21 protein-coding genes and 1 pseudogene are annotated in these 21,627 nt (G+C 70.4%); 15 read left to right on the top strand and 7 right to left on the bottom strand.

Going from position 1 to position 21,627, the window contains the following annotated elements:
• The first annotated feature begins 2 nt into the window (after positions 1–2).
• The 7 genes from OG746_RS40985 (at position 3) to OG746_RS40960 (ending at position 6,410) form a co-directional block, all read left to right on the top strand.
• Positions 3–1,007, top strand: a complete 1,005-nt coding sequence (locus OG746_RS40985) for an amino acid ABC transporter permease (RefSeq protein WP_266724024.1) — start codon at positions 3–5, stop codon at positions 1,005–1,007.
• A gap of 282 nt (positions 1,008–1,289) precedes the next feature.
• Entirely contained in the window at positions 1,290–1,889 is a 600-nt protein-coding gene (locus OG746_RS40980) for a winged helix-turn-helix domain-containing protein (protein WP_266724022.1), read from the top strand.
• 13 nt (positions 1,890–1,902) lie between these two features.
• Positions 1,903–3,132, top strand: a complete 1,230-nt coding sequence (locus tag OG746_RS40975) for an acyl-CoA dehydrogenase family protein (protein WP_266724020.1) — start codon at positions 1,903–1,905, stop codon at positions 3,130–3,132.
• Positions 3,133–3,289: 157 nt separating this feature from the next.
• A complete protein-coding gene (locus tag OG746_RS45505; protein ID WP_323179740.1) occupies positions 3,290–3,391 on the top strand; it encodes a putative leader peptide in 102 nt (33 codons plus the stop codon).
• 133 nt (positions 3,392–3,524) lie between these two features.
• Positions 3,525–4,631: an ABC transporter substrate-binding protein gene (locus OG746_RS40970; protein WP_266724018.1), complete on the top strand. Its 1,107-nt coding sequence runs from the start codon at positions 3,525–3,527 to the stop codon at positions 4,629–4,631.
• Between the two features lie 56 nt (positions 4,632–4,687).
• Positions 4,688–5,485, top strand: a complete 798-nt coding sequence (locus OG746_RS40965; protein WP_266724016.1) for an ABC transporter ATP-binding protein — start codon at positions 4,688–4,690, stop codon at positions 5,483–5,485.
• Entirely contained in the window at positions 5,472–6,410 is a 939-nt protein-coding gene (locus OG746_RS40960; RefSeq protein ID WP_266724014.1) for an ABC transporter permease, read from the top strand. Before OG746_RS40965 ends, OG746_RS40960 begins: the two co-directional genes overlap by 14 nt.
• Positions 6,411–6,451: 41 nt before the next feature.
• Here OG746_RS40960 and OG746_RS40955 read toward each other — a convergent pair whose 3' ends face one another.
• Positions 6,452–6,913, bottom strand: coding sequence for a MarR family winged helix-turn-helix transcriptional regulator (locus OG746_RS40955; protein WP_266724012.1), 462 nt, complete (start codon positions 6,911–6,913; stop codon positions 6,452–6,454).
• A 91-nt stretch (positions 6,914–7,004) separates the two neighbouring features.
• Here OG746_RS40955 and OG746_RS40950 point away from each other — a divergent pair, with 91 nt between their 5' ends.
• From OG746_RS40950 to ulaA, 4 genes are all read left to right on the top strand, one after another.
• The gene (locus tag OG746_RS40950; RefSeq protein WP_266724010.1) at positions 7,005–7,355 is read left to right on the top strand and encodes an antibiotic biosynthesis monooxygenase family protein; all 351 of its coding nucleotides are present in this window, start codon (positions 7,005–7,007) and stop codon (positions 7,353–7,355) included.
• A gap of 156 nt (positions 7,356–7,511) precedes the next feature.
• Positions 7,512–7,766, top strand: coding sequence for a hypothetical protein (locus tag OG746_RS40945; protein ID WP_266724008.1), 255 nt, complete (start codon positions 7,512–7,514; stop codon positions 7,764–7,766).
• A 222-nt stretch (positions 7,767–7,988) separates the two neighbouring features.
• Positions 7,989–8,819: a PTS sugar transporter subunit IIAB gene (locus OG746_RS40940; protein WP_266724006.1), complete on the top strand. Its 831-nt coding sequence runs from the start codon at positions 7,989–7,991 to the stop codon at positions 8,817–8,819.
• Positions 8,820–8,857: 38 nt separating this feature from the next.
• The gene (gene ulaA / locus OG746_RS40935; protein ID WP_266724004.1) at positions 8,858–10,432 is read left to right on the top strand and encodes a PTS ascorbate transporter subunit IIC; all 1,575 of its coding nucleotides are present in this window, start codon (positions 8,858–8,860) and stop codon (positions 10,430–10,432) included.
• Positions 10,433–10,523: 91 nt separating this feature from the next.
• Here the strand turns inward: ulaA and OG746_RS40930 are convergent, their stop codons facing one another.
• Both OG746_RS40930 and OG746_RS40925 read right to left on the bottom strand, forming a co-directional pair.
• Positions 10,524–11,483 carry a D-alanyl-D-alanine carboxypeptidase family protein gene (locus OG746_RS40930; protein ID WP_266724003.1) on the bottom strand — a complete coding sequence of 320 codons (960 nt, stop codon included), beginning with the start codon at positions 11,481–11,483 and terminating at the stop codon, positions 10,524–10,526.
• A 235-nt stretch (positions 11,484–11,718) separates the two neighbouring features.
• Positions 11,719–12,087 carry a winged helix-turn-helix transcriptional regulator gene (locus OG746_RS40925; protein ID WP_266724002.1) on the bottom strand — a complete coding sequence of 123 codons (369 nt, stop codon included), beginning with the start codon at positions 12,085–12,087 and terminating at the stop codon, positions 11,719–11,721.
• 143 nt (positions 12,088–12,230) lie between these two features.
• On the opposite strand from OG746_RS40925, the pseudogene OG746_RS40920 reads away from it, so the two are divergent.
• Together OG746_RS40920 and OG746_RS40915 are read left to right on the top strand one after the other, a co-directional pair.
• A pseudogene (locus OG746_RS40920) lies at positions 12,231–12,642 on the top strand (RidA family protein).
• 121 nt (positions 12,643–12,763) lie between these two features.
• Positions 12,764–14,782 (top strand): GxGYxYP domain-containing protein, encoded by a 2,019-nt coding sequence (locus OG746_RS40915; protein ID WP_266724001.1) that lies wholly within the window; start codon positions 12,764–12,766, stop codon positions 14,780–14,782.
• A gap of 164 nt (positions 14,783–14,946) precedes the next feature.
• Here OG746_RS40915 and OG746_RS40910 read toward each other — a convergent pair whose 3' ends face one another.
• Genes OG746_RS40910 through OG746_RS40900 form a run of 3 tightly spaced genes read right to left on the bottom strand, consistent with a single transcriptional unit; the run spans position 14,947 to position 18,096 of the window.
• A complete protein-coding gene (locus tag OG746_RS40910) occupies positions 14,947–15,558 on the bottom strand; it encodes a class I SAM-dependent methyltransferase (RefSeq protein ID WP_266724000.1) in 612 nt (203 codons plus the stop codon).
• 31 nt (positions 15,559–15,589) lie between these two features.
• Positions 15,590–17,014: an MFS transporter gene (locus tag OG746_RS40905; RefSeq protein ID WP_266723999.1), complete on the bottom strand. Its 1,425-nt coding sequence runs from the start codon at positions 17,012–17,014 to the stop codon at positions 15,590–15,592.
• The gene (locus OG746_RS40900; protein WP_266723998.1) at positions 17,011–18,096 is read right to left on the bottom strand and encodes a nucleoside hydrolase; all 1,086 of its coding nucleotides are present in this window, start codon (positions 18,094–18,096) and stop codon (positions 17,011–17,013) included. The genes OG746_RS40905 and OG746_RS40900 overlap by 4 nt, the downstream gene beginning before the upstream one ends.
• Positions 18,097–18,327: 231 nt before the next feature.
• On the opposite strand from OG746_RS40900, the gene OG746_RS40895 reads away from it, so the two are divergent.
• Complete coding sequence (locus tag OG746_RS40895) at positions 18,328–19,110, top strand: GntR family transcriptional regulator (RefSeq protein ID WP_266723996.1); 783 nt, start codon at positions 18,328–18,330, stop codon at positions 19,108–19,110.
• A gap of 19 nt (positions 19,111–19,129) precedes the next feature.
• Here the strand turns inward: OG746_RS40895 and OG746_RS40890 are convergent, their stop codons facing one another.
• Positions 19,130–20,038: a LysR substrate-binding domain-containing protein gene (locus OG746_RS40890; protein ID WP_266723994.1), complete on the bottom strand. Its 909-nt coding sequence runs from the start codon at positions 20,036–20,038 to the stop codon at positions 19,130–19,132.
• Positions 20,039–20,272: 234 nt separating this feature from the next.
• Here OG746_RS40890 and OG746_RS40885 point away from each other — a divergent pair, with 234 nt between their 5' ends.
• Positions 20,273–21,598, top strand: coding sequence for an MFS transporter (locus OG746_RS40885; RefSeq protein ID WP_266723992.1), 1,326 nt, complete (start codon positions 20,273–20,275; stop codon positions 21,596–21,598).
• Positions 21,599–21,627 lie beyond the last annotated feature (29 nt).

Below are 21,627 nucleotides of genomic sequence, written 5' to 3'. Positions count from 1 at the left end.
CGATGACCACCACGTCGTCCTACGTAGAACCTTCCCCCGCCGCACCGCCCGAGGAGCCGACGAGCGCCCCCGCCCGGCCCCGGATCGTGCCGCGCCGGCACCTCGGACGCTGGGCGTCCGCCGCCGTCGCGCTGCTCGTCTTCGCGATGGTGCTGAACTCCGTGGTCCGCAACGACGCCTTCCAGTGGGAGGTGGTGGGTCACTACTTCACCACCTCCGCCGTGCTCGACGGTCTGCTTCTGACGGTGTGGCTGACCGCCGCCGTGATGGTGCTTGGGTTCCTGCTCGGCACCGTCCTCGCGACGATGCGGCTGTCCGCCAACCCCGTGCTGCGCACGCTGAGTTGGGGCTACGTGTGGATCTTCCGGTCCACGCCGCTCCTGGTGCAGCTACTGTTCTGGTTCAACATCGGCACCCTGTATCCCACGCTCGGGCTCGGCATCCCGTTCGGCCCGGAGTTCGTCACGGTCAAGACGGTGAACCTGTTCGGCCCGACCCTCACCGCCCTGATCGGCCTGACGCTGCACGAGACCGCGTACGCCGCCGAGGTGGTGCGCGGCGGCATCATCTCCGTGAACTCCGGGCAGACCCTGGCCGCCCAGGCGCTCGGCCTGAGCAGGCGCCGCACGCTGCGCCGGATCGTCGTCCCGCAGGCGATGCGCTCGATCGTGCCGACCGCGGGGAACATGCTGATCGGCACCCTGAAGGGCACGAGCATCGTCAGCGTTCTCGCCGTGCACGACCTGCTGTACTCGGCGCAGCTCATCTACAACCAGACGTACCAGGTCATTCCGCTGCTCATGGTCGCCACACTCTGGTACATCGCGGTCACCAGCGTCCTCAGCGTGGGGCAGTACTACGTCGAGCGGCACTACGCGCGGGGCGACTCGCGGACGCTGCCGCCCACTCCGCTGCAGCGGCTGCGCGGTCGCCTCACCTCCGTTCGCGCATGGTTGAGCAGGGTGACGGCGGCCGACGCGCGACCCGCGATCCGGGGCGAGCGGTGAGCTGCGCCACACCTTCCCCACTTTCCCTACCGAATTACTAGGAAATCCTTGACCGGGCCCGCTCGGGCACACAGGATGGTGCACATGTCCCGTACGCAGCAGCGACTCGTTCGTCGTCGGCATGTCGACTTTGGTCACGTCGTCAGCGCCGCGTGCTGTCGCGCGTAAGGCACCCGGCCCACAGGTCGGATCGTGCCGCTCCGCACGCCAATTCCCAGGTCACCAGGGCACGTTCATCCACTGCGCGCCGGTGACCCGACACACCACCGAGGGACAACCGCCATGACCACGGCACCGCAGACCGGGACCACCCACGCCACCGCGCCACCCTCCGACGCCCGCCACCTCAGCCTCGTCCGCGACACCCCGCAGGGCGGCGGCGGCCGGCGGACCTCCGTACCGATGGTCGGATATCTGCTGCTCGTCCCCGAGGGCACCGACCCCACCGAGCTCTTCGCCGAGGGCGGGCCCCGGCCCGAGATCCGGCCGGTCGACCCCGCGGCCGCGATCCCCGTCCCGCCGCCGGCCGCCGCGCGGCCCACGGACGACGACACCATCCGCATCGACCCGGTGCGGCACGTGGCCGAGCTGGACGGTCGTGAACTCGACCTCACCTACCTGGAGTTCGCGCTCCTCGCGCACCTCGTCAAGCGCCCTCACCACGTGCTGACGCGCGAGCTGCTGGTGACCGCCGTCTGGGGCTACGACCACGTCGGCGACGGCCGCACCGTGGACGTCCACATCGCCCGACTGCGCCGCAAGCTGGGCAGGGCCCACCGCCAACGGATCGTCACCGTACGACGCGTGGGCTACAAGTACGTCCCCGAGCAGCGCCCCGACCGGCAGGAGAGCTCCGACTCCGCCCCCTGCCACCGACCTTGAGGAGATCCCCGTGATGGGCCCTGCCACCGCGTCGCCCCGCACCACCTCGGCCCACGACCGGACCGGCTCCACCCCTCCGTACTGGCTGCGGGTGGCCCGCGAGGTGGCGGACGACCTCGCCACGGACGCGGTCGCCAGGGAGCAGGCGGGCAAGGCCCCCGTCGACGAGGTGTCCCGGCTGCGCGAGGCGGGCCTGCTGACACCTCCGGCGTCGGCCGAGACCGACGGAGGCGGCGGGGACTGGGCCGCCGCCCTCGCGGTCGTCCGTGAGATCTCCGCGGCGGACGGCGCGATCGGCCAACTGCTGGGCTGTCACTACTTCTTGGCGGGCAGCGCCCGGTTCTTCGCCGGGCCCGCGCTCGCCGCGCAGATCGAGGAGCGGTCCGCTGCCGGGCAGTGGTGCTGGGGCGGCGGATTCGCCCGCCAGGAACCGGCGCTGACGCTGACCAGGAACTCCGGCGGGCTGGTGCTCAACGGGCGGCAGGACTACACCACCGGGGTCCTGGCCGCCGACCGGCTCGCCGTCCGGGCCGTGCGGGCGGACACGGGCGCGCCGCTCGCCGTCGTGGTGGACGCCGACCGTCCCGGTGTCGTGATCGACGCCGCCGCGGACACCTTCGGCCGGCGACTCGCGGCCGGCGGCAGCGTGGAGTTCGACGACGTGACGGTCGCGGCCGACGAAGTGCTCGGCCCGCTCTCCGCGGACGAGGACTTCCTGCCGCCGCGTACGGCGCTGGCGTCGCCCGTCGCCCACCTCGTCTCCGTGCAGGTCCTGCTGGGTACGGCCGAGGGAACGCTCGCCGAGGCCCGCGAGTACAGCAGGGCGCGCCAGACGCCCCTGCATCCGGCCTGGCCGGTCGGCAGCCCGCACGACCCGCAGGTGCTGACCACCTATGGGGAGCTCACCGTCCTCATCCGCTCCGCGTCGGCGCTCGCGGACCAGGCACTGGGAGCCGTACAGGAGGCGCTGGCGCTCGGCGACGAGCTCGCCTATGACGAGTACGCGGAGGTCGCGGCCCTCGTGACCATGGCGGAGACCGCCGCGTCGCGGGCCGCCCAGGAGTCCACGACCCGGGCCCTGGACATCGTCGGCCCACGGGCCGCCTCCGGAGTCCTCGGCTTCGACCGCTTCTGGCGCAACGCCCGCACCCACACTCTGTACGAGCCTCTGGGGCACCAACTCCGCGACATCGGGGACTACTTCCTCAACGGCGCACAGCCCCCGTTCGCCCTGCCCGCCTGAGGATTTCCGCGGGCCTCTCGCAGCGCCTCCGAAATGCGAGTTCTCGACATGCGAGACTCGTACGTCCATATGATGAACACCCTCTTGGGGTGAGCGCTTCCTTCTGCCACGATCCCTATCTGTCAGGTAGGAAAACTGGGGAAGTCAGGGGGTGGCCATGCGTACGCTCAGCCGCGCGGACCTGTCGCGCCTCCTGCTGACCTCGCGCCGCCACATCGACCTCGGCCGCACGTCCAGCGCCATCTGTCGGGCCGCCTGAGCCACCTCCGTCCGCCGGGCCGCCCGAGGCCGCCCCTGGACGACGGCCCCCGGGCCCGCCGAATGCCGGTCCACGGTCCCACGGCGCCCCGCGCGCCTCCCCTGAAGCACTCATTTCCCGAGAGGACACCTCCGTGTCTGCCGCACGCCCACGCACCACCCTGCGCACCCTCGCCGCCGTAGCAGCGCTCCCGCTCCTGCTGACCGCATGCGGCTACGGGTCCCAGTCGAACGACAGCGGCGACCAGGCCAAGGCCGCGTCGGGCGCCAAGAAGCTCTCCGCCGACTCGGTGAAGATCGGTTACTTCCCCAACCTGACGCACGGCACCGCCCTGGTGGGCGTCCAGAAGGGCCTGCTGCAGAAGGAGCTCGGCGGCACGGAGATCAAGCCGTCGACCTTCAACGCGGGCCCCTCCGAGATCGAGGCGCTCAACGCCGGATCCATCGACATCGGCTGGATCGGCCCCTCCCCCTCCATCAACGGCTACACCAAGTCCAAGGGCAAGTCCCTGCGGATCATCGGCGGTTCGGCCTCGGGCGGCGTCAAGCTGGTCGTCAACCCGAAGAAGATCAAGTCCCTGGACGACCTCAAGGGCAAGAAGATCGCCACGCCCCAGTTCGGCAACACGCAGGACGTCGCGTTCCTCAACTGGATCGCGGAGAAGGGCTGGAAGGTCGACGCCCAGAGCGGCAAGGGCGATGTCTCCGTCGTCCGCACGGACAACAAGATCACGCCCGACGCCTACAAGTCCGGCTCCATCGACGGCGCCTGGGTTCCCGAGCCCACCGCGTCCAAGCTCGTCGCCGAGGGCGGCAAGACCATCCTCGACGAGTCCGACCTGTGGCCCGACAAGAAGTTCGTGATCACGAACATCATCGTGTCGCAGAAGTTCCTCAAGGAGCACCCGGACGTCGTCGAGGCCGTGCTGCGCGGCTCCGTGAAGACCAACAAGTGGATCAACGCCAACCCGGAGAAGGCCAAGGAATCCGCCAACGCGGCGCTGCAGAAGCTCTCTGGCAAGGCGCTGCCGGCCGATGTCATCGACCCGGCCTGGAAGTCCATCGACTTCCTCGACGACCCGCTGGCCTCGACCCTCGACTCCGAGGCGAAGCACGCGGTGAAGTCCGGACTCCTCGAGCAGCCCGACCTCAAGGGCATCTACGACCTCAAGCCGCTCAACAAGGTCCTCAAGGCCGAGGGCGAGGACGAGGTCGACGACGCCGGCCTCGGCGCCAAGTAACAACCCATCGGACCGGGCACGTCGACGAGTTGACGAACCCTCAGGAGGTGACGCCCATGGCCACCACGACACCCAAGTCGGCCGAGGCCGTCGAGACGGTGACACACGCAGCGCGTATCGAGCATGTCTCGAAGTCCTTCCCCGCACCGGGCACGCCCGGCGGACAGCAGCTCGTCCTGGACGACATCACACTCGATGTCGCGCCGGGTGAGTTCGTCACCCTCCTGGGGGCCTCGGGCTGCGGCAAGTCCACCCTGCTCAATCTGGCTGCGGGCCTCGACCTGCCGTCCGCGGGCTCCATCGCCACGGACGGCAGGCCCGCCCTGATGTTCCAGGAGCACGCGCTGTTCCCGTGGCTCACGGCCGGCAAGAACATCGAGCTGGCGCTGAAGCTGCGCGGCGTCGCGGCGCAGGAGCGGCACACCGAGGCGGAGCGGCTGCTCGACCTCGTGCGCCTGAGCGGCGCGCACGGCAAGCGGGTGCACGAACTGTCCGGCGGCATGCGCCAGCGCGTGGCACTCGCCCGCGCCCTGGCCCAGGACAGCCGGCTGCTGCTGATGGACGAGCCGTTCGCCGCGCTCGACGCGATCACCCGCGACGTGCTGCACGACGAGCTCACCCGCATCTGGCAGGAGACGGGTGTGTCGGTGCTGTTCGTGACGCACAACGTGCGGGAGGCGGTGCGCCTGGCAGAGCGCGTCGTCCTGCTGTCGTCCCGCCCCGGCCGCATCGCCCGGGAGTGGACGGTCGACCTGCCGAGGCCGCGACGCCTCGAGGACACCTCGGTCGCCGAACTGTCCGCCGAGATCACCGAAGAACTGCGTGGGGAGATCCGCCGCCATGGCCGCCACTGACCACACCGTCACCCTCGACGCCGAGGCGACGAAGGACGGCTCCCCGACGCCCGGCGAGCCCCGCCGCCCGAGCGATCTGGCGGGTCTGGAGGCCGGGCTCGACGCACTGGACTCGGTGCAGACCTTCCGTACGCCGCTGCGCGAGACACTGCGCCGCAAGGTGCTGCCGCCCCTCACCGCGGTCGCGGTGGTGCTGGTGGTCTGGCAGCTGCTGGTGTGGGCGGGCGTCGTCCCCGACTACAAGCTGCCCTCACCGTCCGATGTGTGGGGCGAGGTGCGCACGGCCTGGCTCCAGGGCACGCTCCTCGACTCCATCTGGACGTCCGTGTCACGCGGCCTGTTCGGCTTCCTGCTCGCCCTCGTCATCGGCACACCACTCGGCCTGCTGGTGGCCCGCGTACGGTTCGTGCGCTCGGCCATCGGCCCGATCCTGTCGGGCCTGCAGTCCCTGCCGTCGGTGGCGTGGGTGCCGCCCGCCGTGATCTGGCTGGGCCTCAACGACTCGATGATGTACGCCGTGATCCTGCTCGGCGCGGTCCCCTCCATCGCCAACGGCCTCGTCGCGGGCGTCGACCAGATCCCGCCGCTGTACCTGCGCGCCGGACAGACTCTGGGCGCGACCGGGCTGCGCGGGGCGTGGCACATCGTGATGCCGGGCGCGCTGCCCGGCTATCTCGCGGGGCTGAAGCAGGGCTGGGCCTTCTCGTGGCGCTCCCTGATGGCCGCCGAGATCATCGCCTCGTCTCCCGATCTCGGCGTGGGCCTCGGCCAGTTGCTGGAGAACGGCCGCAACAACAGCAGCATGTCGCAGGTGTTCCTGGCCATCCTCCTGATCCTCCTGGTCGGCATCGCCATCGACCTGCTGATCTTCAGCCCGCTGGAGCGCAGGGTGCTGCGGGGGCGGGGGCTGCTCACCTCCCGCTGACCATGACCGGCGGCTGCCGCCCGGCCCGGGGGTCCGGCCGGTCAGCCGCCGAGGGCGTCGGCCATGCGGTCGAGGTCGGCGAGGAGGGCGGCCAGGCGCCGCTCGGGGATGGTCTCGATCATCCGCCGCTCGATGTCATAGACGGCGGACTTGACCGCCTCGAGCCGCCCGAGTCCCTCAGCGGTGAGGTGGGTGGGCAGGGCGCGGCCGTGTTCGGTGGTGGCGGGCCGGGAGACCAGGCCGGCTTCCTGGAGGTTGCGCAGGACGACGTTCACCGACTGCCGGGTGACGAACGTGGCGCGGGCGAGTTCGGCGTTGGACAGGCCCGGCCGCTCATCGAGAAGTTCGAGGCAGGAGTACTGCGGCACGGTCAGCTCGTGCTCGCGCAACGCCGCGTCCATGGCGCCGCGAAGGGCCGCGGCGGCGCGCTTGAGGCGGTATCCCACATGGTCCGTGACGTCGTCGGCGGGGTGCGGCGGCTGCGCCGGCTTCCGGTCTTCCATGTCAGTAGTTTGACATACACGAGCGGCACACCTACGTTCGTGATGTCAAAGTCCTGACATTGGATGCACGCTACCGCCGGAGGCGCCGACCATGAGCAGTCCCACCACGACCATCTCCGCCGACGCCGACCTGATCACGCTGGTGAACGTCTTCACCGTCCCGCCGGAACGACAGATCGAGCTCGCCGACGCCCTCGACCGGGCCACCCGCGACGTCTTCCTGGCCGTGCCCGGCTTCGTCTCCGCGAACCTCCACATCAGCCTCGACGGCCGCCGCGTCGTCAACTACGCACAGTGGAACAGCGAGCAGCAGTACCAGGAGGCCATGCGACGCCCCGACGTCCGCGAGCACATCGCCGAGGCGGCAGCGATCGCCGAGGCCTTCGACCCGACCTTTGCCCGGGTCCGCTCGGTCCACCGACCCGACGGACAGAACGTCTGAAAGGCCTCCAGGTCGACGCGACACGCCGATCATGGGGCCGAGCAGGGGAACGCGTTGCTGCACGCGGGTGTCCCGGGGACGCCCCGAGGTGCGCACCCACCGGCGGTCTGCTGATCTTTTAACTGATCGCTTGATCCCTCTCAGAAGGAGAAGTTCATGGTGCGTCGCATCGCAGCCGCTGTCGCCGTCGCCTCGGTGGCCGGGTTCCTGGCCGCCGGCCCCGCCGTCGCCGACGTGGACCACAGCCGCCACGACAGCAGCCACGTGTACGACCACGCCGGGATCGCCGGCCAGGAGTTCGTCAACGTCGGCGGACGCAACGGGGTCACCGTCTCCAACTCGCTGGCCGCCCACCACAACGTCGGCGCCTGGAAGAAGCACTCCCACTACCACGACTACGCCGGTCGCTGATGGCACCTGGGGGCTCCGCTCCTTCGCGTAACGCATGACGCATGACGCATGACGCATGACGCATGACGCATGACGCAGGCGGCCCCGCTTCGGCGGGGCCGCCTCCGCGTGTGCGCACACCTCCCCGGAGGAACCTCAAAACGAAGAGGAACCTCATAACGAAGGTGTCTTCACCCGGCGTGTCGCGCTGACACGGGACCGCCGCTCGGGACCACTGCTCGTATGAGTGAACTGAGTGACCTGATCCCCGTCGAGGCCATCCGCCTCGACGTGGCCGCCCCCGACTGGCAGTCCGCCGTGCGCACCGCCGGTGACCTGCTCGTCTCCACGGATGTCAGCACGGACACCTACACCGGGGAGATGCTCCGCAACGTCGAGGAGAACGGCCCCTACATCGTCATCGCGCCCGGCTTCGCCTTCGCGCACGCCCGGCCCTCCCCCGCCGTCCGGCGTACGGGCATGTCATGGGTCCGGCTCTCGACGCCGGTGAACTTCGGGCACGAGACGAACGACCCGGTCCACCTCGTGGTGGCACTCGCCGCCGCGGACGCCGGGGCACACACCCAGGCGATGGGCGCCCTCGCCCGCCTGCTCGCCGACCCGGACACCTCCGCGGCCCTCGACCACGCGCCGACACCGGAGGCCCTGCGGCAGATCCTCGTAGGGGACACGACGCCGGAGCCGGAGTCGGCAGCGGCACCGGCAGCGGCGCCGACACCGTCCGACGCCGCCCCCGAACGGCCCGCCGCCAAGGGCTCCGCCCACGGCATGCACAAGATCCTGACCGTGTGCGGCAACGGCGTCGGCACGAGCCTCTTCCTCAAGTCGACGCTGGACAAGGTGCTCGACCGCTGGAAGTGGGGCCGGTACATCACCACCGAGGCGACCGACACCATCTCCGCGAAGGGCAAGGCGTCCGAGGCGGTGGCCATCATGACGTCGCGGGAGATCGCGCGGACGCTCGGCGACGTAGGGGTGCCGGTGCGGGTGATCGAGGACTTCACCAGCACCAAGGAGGTGGACGCGGCGATGCGCGACCTCTACGACGTCTGATCCCCCGCTCCCACCGCTCCCCTCCCCAGGAGTCCCGCATGCACTCCCTTGTGGACATCGCGAAATTCATCGTCAACGAGATCCTCAGCGTCCCCGCCTATCTCATCGGCATCATCACGGCCGTCGGCCTCATCGCCCTGAAGAAGACCGCGGGCCAGGTCATCGGCGGAGCCATCAAGGCGACCCTCGGCTTTCTGCTGATCGGCGCGGGCGCGACCCTGGTCACCAACTCGCTCGCCCCGCTCGGCACGATGATCACCGGCGCCACCGGTTCGCACGGTGTGATCCCCACCAACGAGGCGATCGTCGGCATCGCGCAGGCCGAGTACGGCTCGCGCGTGGCGTGGCTCATGATCCTCGGCTTCCTCGTCAGCCTTCTGCTCGCCCGCTTCACCCCGCTCTCGTACGTCTTCCTGACCGGCCATCACATGCTGTTCATGGCAACGCTGTTGACGATGGTGATGGCCACCGCGGGCGTCACGTCATGGATCGTGGTCGTCGCCGGCGCGGTCCTTCTCGGCATCATGCTCGTCGCGATGCCCGCCTTCGCGCATCCCTGGACCAAGCGCGTCACCGGCAACAACACCGTCGCCGTGGGGCACTTCGGGACCGCCGGGTACATCCTCTCCGGTGCCACCGGGCAGGCCGTCGGCAAGAAGAGCCGCTCGACGGAGGAGATGAACCTGCCCGAGGGCCTGCGCTTCCTGCGTGACTCGATGGTGGCCACCGCCCTGTCGATGCTGCTCATCTACATGATCATGGCCATCGTCTTCCTCGCGAAGGTCGGGAAGACGGAGGCGTTCAAGGCGTTCGCGACGGACGGCGGCACGGCCTCCACCGGTGTCGGCAACTACCTGATGTCATCGGTCAACCAGGGCCTCCAGTTCGGCATCGCCGTCGCCGTCATCCTGTTCGGTGTCCGCACGATCCTCGGCGAGCTGGTCCCCGCCTTCCAGGGCATCGCGCAGAAGGTCGTGCCCGGCGCCATCCCCGCCCTGGACGCCCCGATCGTCTTCCCCTACGCCCAGAACGCCGTGCTCGTCGGCTTCATCTGCTCGTTCGTCGGCGGCCTCGTCAGCCTCGGGCTGCTCGTCGGTGTGTTCAAGCCCGCGTTCGGCACGGCCCTCGTGCTGCCGGGGCTCGTCCCGCACTTCTTCACCGGTGGCGCGGCGGGTGTCTTCGGCAACGCGACGGGCGGTCGTCGCGGGGCGGCCCTCGGCTCGTTCCTCAACGGTGTGCTGATCACGTTCCTGCCCGCGTTCCTGCTGGGCGTCCTCGGCTCGTTCGGCTCGGCCAACACCACGTTCGGTGACGCCGACTTCGGGTGGCTCGGCCTGATCCTCGGCAACGTCGCCAAGGCGGGTGACGTCGCGGGCGTGATCCTCATGCTCGTCGTCGGCCTGGTGATCCTGGCCGGGGCCATCACATGGCAGAAGCGGGTCGTGGACACCGGCTGGGACCCGGGCGCCAAGCGCGCCGCGCTGTTGCCGCCGGAGGACCGCCCGGAGCAGCACGACGACTCCGCGGGCGGCGGGACCTCGGTCTCCCGCACGTACTCGAAGATCGCACCTCCGGCGGGTGCCCCGGTGCCGCCGCCTCCGCCTGAGGACTGACCGACACTCTCCGGAATCGTCGAAGGCCCGCTGAACCCTCGGGGTTTCAGCGGGCCTTCGACGCCTTCGCACGGCGTGACGGACGGTCCCGTCAGTGCGCGAAGCCCCAGTCGAGCACCTTCGTGGCGTCGCCGAAGACCTCCTTGTCGGCGCCGATGATCGCGCCGACCAGGGTGCGGTTGTCGCGCTTCGCGGCGAAGACGAGGGAGTAGCCGGCCTCTTCGCCGCTGCCGGTCTTGATGCCCAGGGCGCCGTCGTAGGTGCCGAGCAGGTCGTTGGTGTTTTCCCAGGTGTAGTACCGGGTGTGGCCGTTGGCCGCCGGGGCCTCGGCCTCGTACTTCTTCTGCTTCACCACGTCGGCGAAGACCGGTTGGAGCATGGCGCGCTGGCCGAGCTTGGCGAGATCGCGGGCGGTGCTGCGGTTGTCGCCGTGCGAGATGCCGTCGAACGAGTCGAAGTGGGTGCCGGTCATGCCCAGCTGCGCGGCCTCGGCGTTCATTTGGCGCTCGAAGTCGGCGATGCGCGCCTCCGTGGTGGACCCGACGCCGTAGTTGTCGGCGAGGGCCATGGCGGCGTCTCCGCCGGAGGGGATCAGCATGGCGTGCAGCAGCTGGCGGACGGTCAGCTTGTCGCCGGTCTGGAGGTCTGCGGTGCTCGCGCCATTCGCCTGGACGTAGTCCCGGTACTCCTGCTTGACCGTGACCTGCCGGTCGAGCCACTCCGGGTGCTTGAGCACGACCACGGCCGTCATGATCTTCGTCGTGCTGGCCATCGACACACTCTCGTCGGCCTTGGCCCCGGCCCACATCTCACGCTCCTGGCTGCCGTCACGGGCGTCCAGGAGGTAGGCGTGGTCGGCCGCGATGTCAGGGACGTCCTGGGTGTCCGCGGCCGGCGCGCCGTCGTTCTGCTCGGCGGAGTGCGTGGCGGCCGGTGTGGCCGCCTGGGCGATGCCGCCGGCGGTGATCGGCAGGACGGCTCCGAAGAGCGCGACCGTCGCGAATCTCGCGCCGGTCTTGTGCAGCCGATTGGGTCGGGCATGGGAACCCATGGAACGCCCCCTCCTTCCGGCGGGTGACCGCCGGTTCGTCATGGTAAATCGTTGCATCACGAACCTACTTGCCCACAGGCCCTTTACGTCAAGATCGCCATGTCATAACCGGGTAACAGGCCTGACCTGCGTGAAGACGGTGTGCAGACAACCGGTTGATCCCGTGACTCCCTTGATGTGTACGCACGATCAACGAGCGAATCGAGCAAAGGACTTGGGCCCGCCGACCGCCGACTCACTCGGTGTCGAAGCTCCGGCGTGCGCGTTCGATCTCGGGCATATGGGTCGTGGCCCAGTCCAGCAGTACGTCGACCGGGCGACGGAGTGTCTTGCCGAGGGGTGTGATCCGGTACTCGACGGCGACCGGGCGGGAGCTGAGCAGCTCGCGCTCGATGATGCCGTTGCGCTCGAGTCGACGAAGGGTCGCGGTGAGCGATTTCTGTGTCACCGCGGGGATGGCGCGGCGCAGTTCGTTGAACCGGCTGGGCCGTTCGCAGAGTTCGTTGAGGACGCTCAGCGACCACTTGTCCAGGACTTGGTCGAGGAGTTCCCGGTGCGGGGCGGTGACGCGGAGTTCACTGTCCGGGGTGGGGGCGGTATCCATGCCGAAACCTGGTCTCGTTGAAGTGTCCTTTGTGTACCAGGTATCAAAGGTATACATGCAAGTCGTTCGACTCCGGGCGCGAGCCATGAGACCTGAGCAACTCGAGACATGAGACATGAGCAATGAGGCATGAGGAGCCCTTGATGTCCGTTCACCGTTTCACCCCCGCCGGCATGTTGCAGCCCACCCCCTACCACCACGTCGCCGTCGCGACCGGCACGCGCCATGTGTACGTGAGCGGTCAGATTGCCCGCACCCCGGACGGGACCCAGGTCGCACCGGGTGACCTGGCCGGCCAGGTCGCCCACGCGCTGCGCAACACCGCGACCGGGCTCGCCGGGGCGGGCGCGACGTTCGACGACGTGGTGCGGCTGACGTTCTACGTCGTGCGGTGGGCGCCGGAGAAGATCGACGCGTTCATGGCCGGAATCGGCCAGGTGGCCGGGGAGTTGGGCCTGGGCGACCGACTCCCCCCCGGCCTCGCTGATCGGGGTCGACCACCTCTTCGAGCCCGACGTACTCGTCGAGGTCGAGGCGACGGCGGTTCTCGACTGAGAGCCGCACCCTCCCGCAAAAGTATGTGCGTATCCCATAGACAACGCCCCACCCACTGGTTACGTTCACCGACGGTCGACAACGATGTCAGAGTGGCCCGATCGAGGAGCAGTGAACGTCGATGGTGACACGAAGAACCGTCCTGCGGACCGGCGGAGCGGCCCTGGCCGCCGGGGCCTTCGGGATCTCCCTGCCGAACCCGGCGGCGGCAGCGGCCGCAGCCGAACGCGCCGCACCCGCCCGCCTGTTGCCGTCCTTCGGCCGCCCGACGCGGCTCGACGTCGCGCACGTCGGCGCCCTGAATGGCTACGACCAGCTGCTATTGACGACCCTTCAGGGAACCGTGAACCGCAGCGGCCCCCGCCTCTACTTCACCTTCGACGACGGCGCGGCCGACCGGCGGTGGCTGTCGAGCACCGGGGCGTCCGTCGCCCAGCACGACAACGCCCTTGATCTGGTGGGCCGTTACCGTGATCGGGTGCGCGGCGCCGTCCTCGTCGACCCCGACGTGCCGGACTCCGTGAACGTCGCCACCACGCTCGCGGGCCTCAAGAACGGGGTGGCCGCGACCGCGGAGCAGGCGCGCGACCACGGCCTGAAGACCCTGGTGGACCTGCGCGGCCGCTTCGACCCGGACGACGTCCTGGGCACCTACCGCTGGCAGCTCGACAAGCTCTTCCCGCACTGCGACCACGCGCTGCTGTCCGGTCTGCCGCCGACCCGGACCGTGAGTGTGAGCGGCGTCAAGTGGCGGGAGGTGGCACGGGAGAGCGAGCGGATCCGGGACACCTCCAACCGGAAGTCCCGCACGCTCGACCTCAGCCCCGAACTGGGCGGCGACAACGATGTCTACCTCCGTTTCCAGGACTCCTTCGGCGACGACGGCTGGGGCGCCTCGGTCGGCTCCGTCAAGGTCACGGCGGACGGCAAGGAGCTCGCGTCCTTCACGCCGGGCACGGACGGCGAGAAGCCCTATCTGTTCGACGGCCTGAACTCCTCGCTCGGCGACAAGGCGAACCGCTTCGCCGACGGCGGAGGCTACTTCGTCTACCACTTCAAGGCGCCTGCGGGGACAGGGAAGTTGACCGTCGACGTCGACCTCTGGAACCAGTACCTGGTGACCGCGACCGCCACCGCGCCCACCCGTGTCGAGCCCTTCCCGTACTTCCGGGACTACGTGGTGGCGAGCCGGGCCATGGTGCTGTGGCTGCCGCCGTCCGGCGACACCGGCAAGCTGCTCGACGAGGTGCTGACCAAGCTGGCGCCCACCACCCCGTACGCCGGATGGTTCCCCAACGACGTGGCCGGCGAGTGGGGCGGCGTGGACCGCGCCTCGCAGCACGGAGTGCCGGTCGTCGCCGCCGACTTCTACATGAACGGCACCGTGCACGCCGGTGTCCCCGCGAAGGTCTCCGGCCGCGTACCGAAGCGCCCCAAGGCCGAGCTGCGCAACCGCGTGTACGTCACGTTCACCGTCGGCGAGGGCGACAACATCCAGTACTGCCAGCGCCGCATGCGCGACATCTGGGACGACCCCAAGCGCGGCGACGTACCGGTGAACTGGACCGTCACCCCGCTGCTCGCCGACATCGGCCCCGCCCAACTCGCGTACTACCAGAAGACCGCCACCGACAACGACCTGCTCATCTGCGGCCCGTCCGGCGCCGGTTACACCTATCCGGGCTCGTGGCCGAAGGCGGCGCTGGACTCGTACACCGAACTCACGGGGCGCTATCTGCGGCGCACCGGCATGGATCTCGTCTACGCGTACAACCCGCGCAACGCGGACAACGACGGCTGGGTGCCGTTCGACGAGAGCGTCATGGCGTCTTTCCGGAAGAACACGCCGCTGCGGGGTGTCATCCAGTCCTGGGAGACCGGCGATCTACAGGCCCGCCCGGCTGGAATCCCGGTGATCGGCAACTTCTACCCGCAGGGCAAGGGCGCCGACTTCCGGGACGCGCTGCTGCACCACATCGAGGGCCGCGATCCGGACAAGCCGATGTTCATCGCCGCGGCCATCAACGCGTGGAGCTGGACGCCGAGCGACATCGCGGAACTGGCGAAGCTGCTGGACGACCCGTTCGAGATCGTGCGCGGCGACGCCTTCTTCGAACTCCTCGACCGCAGCTACGAGTAGGAGTACCTCGACGGCGACGCGGCCGGGCGGGTGCTCCCCGCCCGGCGCGTGTGCACCCACACGGCCGGTCAGTCAGTGAGCCAGTCGGACAGCGGCCTGCTCGATCAGCATGCCCATGGAGCGCAGGGCGTCCGGGGACGGACGGCACGTCCACGCGGGCCCCGTCAGGAACCGAGGCGGTGGACGCTGACCGCGTAGCCGCCGTCGTCGTACGGCGCGGCGTCCCAGGTGGCGAACCGGTCCACAAGGGTCAGTCCGGCTGCCTCGCAGCAGGCGTCGTACTCCGGCAGTGTGATCGTGGGCGGCACCGGCAGGTGGGCCGCGTCCAGGCCGAAGCCCGCGACCAGCAGGCCGCCCGGGCGCAGGGCCCCGGCCAGGCGCTTGACCACCGTGGCCTCGGTACCGGGGGTGAGCAGCGGCAGGACGTTGCCGGCGGCGACCACGAGGTCGAAGTCCGCGGTGATGCCGAGCGCGGCCGGGTCGAACTCGGCCAGATCCGTTTGGAACCAGGGCAGTTGAGGCGCCCGCTCCCGCGCCACGTCGAGCATGGAGACGTCCAGGTCGATGCCCACGCAGTCGTGCCCGAGCTCCGCGAGCCGGATCATGACCCGTCCGGTGCCGCACCCGGCGTCGAGCACCCGGGCCCCGGCGGGCACGAGGGCCGAGCAGAACGACGCCTCTCCGTGCATGTCCTTTCCGCTGCGCGCGAGCGCCTCGAAGCGGGCGGCGTACTCGCCCCCGGACTTTCCACCGGTCAGTTCCTGCCAACGACTCATGAGATCGACTATAGGTCGACGCGGCGCCCGGTCACGCCCGGGCCTCGTCGCCGCCCTCGCTCGCCGGAAGGCGCAGGACACACGCCGCGAGCAGGGCGAGGAAGGTGAAGCCGGCCGAGATCCACAGCGCCTGCTCGATGCCGCCGAGCGTGCCGGAGCCGGCCGCCGGGGCGACGAGTGCGATGCCCACCGAGGAGCCGATGCCGAAGCAGGCCGCGTTGATGCCGGGGACCGCGCCGGGCGCGTCCTTCGGGGAGACGACGACGCCGAGCGCGTTGAGCGGCGTCATCGCCAGGCCGTTGTACGCGATGCCGAGGGCGCAGGCCGCGGCGAAGAGCAGCCACCGGTTGTCCGGCAGCAGGGCCGTGCCGAGCAGGATGAGGAGGCTGAGCCCGAGGCCCGTGCGCAGGAGCACCAGCCAGCCCTTGCGCGGCGCCAGCCACCCGGTCAGCGGCGCGGAGAGCAGGCCGATGGCGGCGGGCGGGGTGAGGTAGAGCAGGGAGGAGAGCGTCGCGCTCATCCCGTAGCCGAACTCCCCGTCCTGGCTGAGCAGGACGAACGTGAAGTTGATCGCGGAGAAGACGCCCATCAGGGTCAGCAGGGTCGTCGCGAGCAGCGGCCACACCTGGCGCGAGCGCAGGTGCTCGACGGCGATGAGCGGGGCGGTGCGGCGCTTCTCCAACTGCCAGAAGACGACGAGCAGGGTGAGTGCGGCGAGCATCAGGGCGAGTGGCAGCGGAGCCGACCAGCCGTGTGCGGAGCCCTTGCTGAGCGCGAGGTTGACGCAGACGAGCGCGGCGGACAGCGCGGCGGCGCCCCACCAGTCCATCCGCCGCCCGTCCTTGGGCGCGGTCTCGGGCAGGAAGCGCAGCACCAGCACGATCGCGGTCAGGCCGACGACGAGGATGGCACCGAAGATCCAGCGGAAGCCGACGGTGTCCGCGACGATGCCGCCCACCAGGCCGTCGAGACCGCCGACGCCCCCGTTGATGGCGGTGACGAGCCCGAGGGCCGGGCCGAACCTGGCGGGGCTCATGGTGTCGCGCAGCAGCATGTACGTGACCGGGAAGGTGGCACCGGAGGCGCCCTGGAGGATGCGTCCGGCGATGAGCACGGGGACGCTGGGTGCCAGGGCGGCGATCAGCGCGCCGAGGCACATCGTGACCATCGCGGCCAGCAGGATGCGGCGGCGGCCCACGCGGTCGCTGAGTCGGCCGAGGACGACGCCCGCGACACCGCCGACGAGGAAGAACAGGTCCTGGGCGCCCGCCACTTGGGAGGCCGAGACATCGAATTCCCTGGCGATCTCGGGGAGCGCGGGGGTGACCATGGAGGCACCGAGCTGGAACGCGATCACCGCGACGATGAGCGCGGTGAGCAGCAGGGCGTGCGACCTCCCGCGGCGGCCCGTGCCCTCCGCGACCTCGGCGGTCGCCGCGGGGGCCGTGCGGCTCACGAGAGGGCTCCGGATCCGGCGGCGGGCTGGGCGGCTCCGACCGGTGCGCCTCCGGCCGGTGCGTCTGCGACCGGTACGGCTCCGGCCGATACGTCTGTGGCCGGTACGTCTGCGGTCGGCACGTCTATGGAGTTGATCCGCTCCACGAGGCGCTCCGGGAACGTGCCGTCGGTCTCCAGGAGGACGCGGGCGTTGGCCTCGGGCGTACGCGGATAGTCGCGGTACATGCCCCGGGCGTCGGCGACGAGTTCCCCGCGCGCGGGGCCCTGCGTGGTGTCGACGGTGACATGCAGCACGGGGGCCTGGACCGGAGTGAGGTCACCGGCGGCCATGGCGGCGGCCAGCGGGTCGTGGCAGGCGGAGGCGCGGAACGGGAACACGATCCGCTCGTGGAAGTCGAAGTAGACGTCGAGGGCGTCGGCGGCGAAGCGGGCGGCCGGCGTGCCGTGGGCGCGCAGCCGGTCCTGGTGGGCGGGGGTGAGGCGCTCGCGCATGGTCACGTCGAGGGGGACGATGGTCAGCTCCCACCCCGCGGCGAGGACGCGTGCGGCGGCCTCGGGGTCGTTGCCGATGTTGGCCTCGGCGCGGGCGCCGATGTTGCCGGGGTGGTGGACGGCGCCGCCCATCACCGTGACGTGGCCGACGAGTTCGGGGAGCCGGGGCTCGCGCTCCAGGGCGTGGGCGAGGTTGGTGAGGGGCGCGGTCGCCAGGATGTGCAGGGCGCCCGGGGCCTCGTGCGCGGCGTCGATGATGAGCTGCACGGCGTCGCGCCGGTCGAGGTCGGCGGCGGGCGGCGGGAGCTGGATGTTGCCGATGCCGTTGTCGCCGTGCACATGGGTGGCGTACTCGGGATCGGTTCCGGTGAGCGGGGTGGCGGCGCCGCCCGCGACGGGGATGTCGGTGCGGCCCGCGAGTTCGAGCACCTGGAGGGTGTTGATCGCGGCCTGTTCGGCGCTGGTGTTGCCCGCGACGGTGGTGACACCGCGCAGGTCCACGCCGGGGGTGGCGGCGAGGTAGAGGAGGGCGAGGGCGTCGTCGACGCCCGTGTCGCAGTCCATGAGCAGGGGCATGGGGGCGTTCATCGGGGGCCTTCCGCGAGGAGGGGGTTCAATCCAGCTCAGCGCCGGTTGCCAGACACTCAGCGCCAGTTGTCAGACAACTGAAGTCTGCGGTGGAGCGTAAGTACGGATCGCCTCGCTGACAAGGGGTTGATTTCCACTGTTGACCGGCGTATTGGCTCTGGTGCATGCTCGAAGGGACCCCGCACCAAGCCCGCTGGATGTATGACCACTGGCGGCCGGACAATGGTTGACATGACCGAGAGGCCCCGCCCCATGACCGCACGTGCGGCTCACCGCCGACCGCCCCGCGTCGAGCTGTACGAGCGGATCGTCGCCGCGATCCACGACGGCACCTTCCCGCCCGGCTCCGTGCTGCCCTCCGAGCCGACGCTCGCCGGGGAGCTGGGTGTGAGCCGCCCCGCGCTGCGCGAGGTGCTGATCCTGCTCCAGGAGGACGGCGTGATCACCCGCAAGCACGGGGTGGGCAGCCGGGTCAGCCATCAGCTGCCGCCGCGCGGCCTCGAACGCCTCTCGCCCGTCGAGGACCTGCTCGACACCACCCACGTCGACGGCCGCCGGCTCGCCGCCAGCCGGGACCTGCCCACCGACTTCTCCGCCCACCACCTGCGGCTGTCCGGCAGCGACAGCACCTGGTTCTGGGAGACCCTGCTGTCGGCGGACGGCGTGCCCGCGTGCTTCGCGCACGAGTGGGCGGCCGACGACGCCACCCTCGCCGAGGCCGTCCCCGAAGGGCCCGCACTCCTCGACCGCACGGCCGACGCGAGCCGGGGCGGGGCGTCCGACCGCAGCATGAGCGCCGTCCTCCTCGCCGCCACCGACGCCCCGCTCACCGGCCGCAGCACGGTCGGCGCGACCCTGCTCGGCGAGGAACGCGGCGCGGCGATGGAACGCTCCGCGCAGACCCCGGCGACGCTCGTCACGCAGGTCGTGTCCTGGGGCAGCCGGCCCCTGTTCGCCGCCAAGTACCTCTACCCGGCGGGCGCCCCGCTGCTCCACGTCCGCCAGCGCCGCTGACCTCCCGCGGCCCGCCGCCTCACGTGGCCACCGCCCCCGGCGCACAGTCCGCCGCGATCTCGTCCAGCAGGTCGATCAGCGCGTGCAGCGCCGGGTTCGGGTCGCCCGCGCGCCACGCCAGGGCGAGCGGCAGCGGCGGGATGTCGCGGGCCGGGATGAGGACCACGCCGGGGACCTTGAGGTGGCTGGCGGAGGACGGCACGAAGCCGATGCCCACGCCGGCGCCGACCAGCGTCAGGATCGTATGCGTGTCCGGCGCCTCCTGGACGATGCGCGGGCTCGAACCGTGGGCCAGATAGGCGGTGTGGATCAGCGCCACGATGCCCGCGCCCCGATTGGTGGGGTGGCTGACGACGGGCTCGTCCTGGATGTCGTCCATGCCGATCTCCGCGCGCGTGGCGAGCCGGTGGCCCGCCGGGAGGGCCACCACGATGCCGTGCCGGGTCAGTTCGCGGGCCTGGATGCCGGTGCCCGCGACCGGCAGCCGCATCAGCCCCGCGTCGATCTCGTCGTCGGTGAGCCGGGTCACCAACTCGCCGCCGTACACCGGGCCGTGGATCTCCAGGCGCACGCGCGGGCGGTGTTCGCGGAACTTCCGGGTCATCAGGATCAGCACCTCGTGGGAGGTGGGCCCGCTGAACCCGAGGCGCACCACCCCGGTCTGTCCGCTCGCGGCCCGGCGCGCGGCGAGCGGCGCCTCCTGCACGGCCCGCAGCGCCCGCCTGGCCTCCGTCAGGAACGCCTCCCCCGCCGCCGTGAGCGCCACCTGCCGCGTCGTGCGGCGCAGCAGCACGACGCCGACCTCGTGCTCCAGGCGTTTGATCTGCTGGGACAGCGGAGGCTGCGACATCCGCAGACGCTCCGCCGCCCGCCGGAAGTTGAGCTCCTCCGCGACCGTCACGAACGACTGCAGATGACGCAATTCCACATGAACTCCCGTTCGGTTCCGGCCCGTTGAACGTGCCCGGTGCCGGGTGCGTCCGCGCAGGTCACCGGTGATTATGTCGCGCAGCCGAATCAACGGTAGGCAAGTTTGGTGTTAGACGAAACCATTCGGCAGCCATAGCTTCCCTGTGAGCGCGATCACGTTGATTCCCCACGGAGTTCCCCTGCCCACGCCCGGACGACGACGTCCGCGGCCCACCGGAAGGAGCGGGACGAGATGCCGATCAGACGGCTTCCCGCAGAGGAGAAGATGGCCCGCAGGGCGGGCTGGGCCTCCTACCTCGGCTCGACGATCGAGTGGTACGACTTCTACGTCTACGGCACCGCCTCCGCCCTGGTGTTCGCCCCGCTGTTCTTCGCCGACGTGCCCCCGACGGTCGGCGTGCTGCTCTCCTTCGTCACCTTCTGGGTCGGCTTCCTGGCCCGGCCGCTCGGCGCCATCCTCTTCGGCCACCTCGGCGACCGCCTCGGCCGCAAGAAGGCGCTCGTCGCCACGCTGCTGCTGATGGGTGTCAGCACGGTCGGCATCGGGTGTCTTCCGACGTACGGGCAGATCGGTGTGGCCGCGCCGGTCCTGCTCACCGTGTTCCGTACCGTGCAGGGCATCGCGCTCGGCGGTGAGTGGGGCGGTTCGGTCCTGATCACCACCGAACACGCCAAGAAGGAACGCGGGTTCCTGTTCGCGGCCTTCGCCCAGCAGGGCTCGCCCACCGGCCGCATCCTGGCCACCCTCTCCTTCCTCGCCGTAGGGCGGCTCTCCGACGAGGCACTTCTTGCGTGGGCCTGGCGGATCCCGTTCCTGGCCTCCGCCCTGCTGGTGATCATCGGCCTGGTGATCCGGCTCAGCCTGGAGGAGTCTCCTGCGATGGTGTCCCTGCGGGCCGCCGACCAGACCGTGAAGGTGCCGGTCGTCACCCTGTTCCGGGAGCACTCCAAGCTGCTGCTGCTCGGTGTCGGCGCCGCGTTCACCGTCTTCGCGATCGTCTACGCCCGTGACACCTTCGCCCTGTCCTGGGCGACCGGTGAAGTCGGCATGGGCCGGCAGGACTTCCTCACCGTCATCCTGGTCGCCAGCATCGTGCAGTTCTTCGTGCAACCGCTCGGCGCCGTGCTGGCCACCCGCTGGGGCGTCCGCAAGGCCGTCACCGTCATCCTGGCCTGCCAGATCCCCACGATCCCGGTCATGTTCACCCTGATCGGCACCGGGAGCTTCCCGCTCGCCGTGACCGGCGCGGTCCTCGCGACCATCCCGGACGTCATGTACTACGCGATCGTCGCGGGCATGTTCGCCCAGGCCTTCCCCGCCAGGGTCCGCTACACCGGCATCTCCACGGCGTACGGGCTCGCGGGCGTGCTCGGCGGGCTGGCACCGGTGATCCTTCAGTCGCTGCTGTCCGCCTCCGGGACGATCGTGCTGCCGGTCCTCTTCGTGGTCGTCCTCGGCGCGATCTCACTCGTCGCGGCCCGCGCCTTCCTCACCCTGGCGGCCAGAACCGTCGACAAGGAGCAGCAGACCGAGGCCTCGCCCGCCGCCGCCAACTGACCTCCACCTACTCGTACTTCGTGTCTCGC

The organism is Streptomyces sp. NBC_01016 (assembly GCF_026341035.1).
Classification (GTDB): Bacteria; Actinomycetota; Actinomycetes; order Streptomycetales; family Streptomycetaceae; genus Streptomyces.
This window is presented reverse-complemented; position numbering and strand designations above follow the sequence as displayed.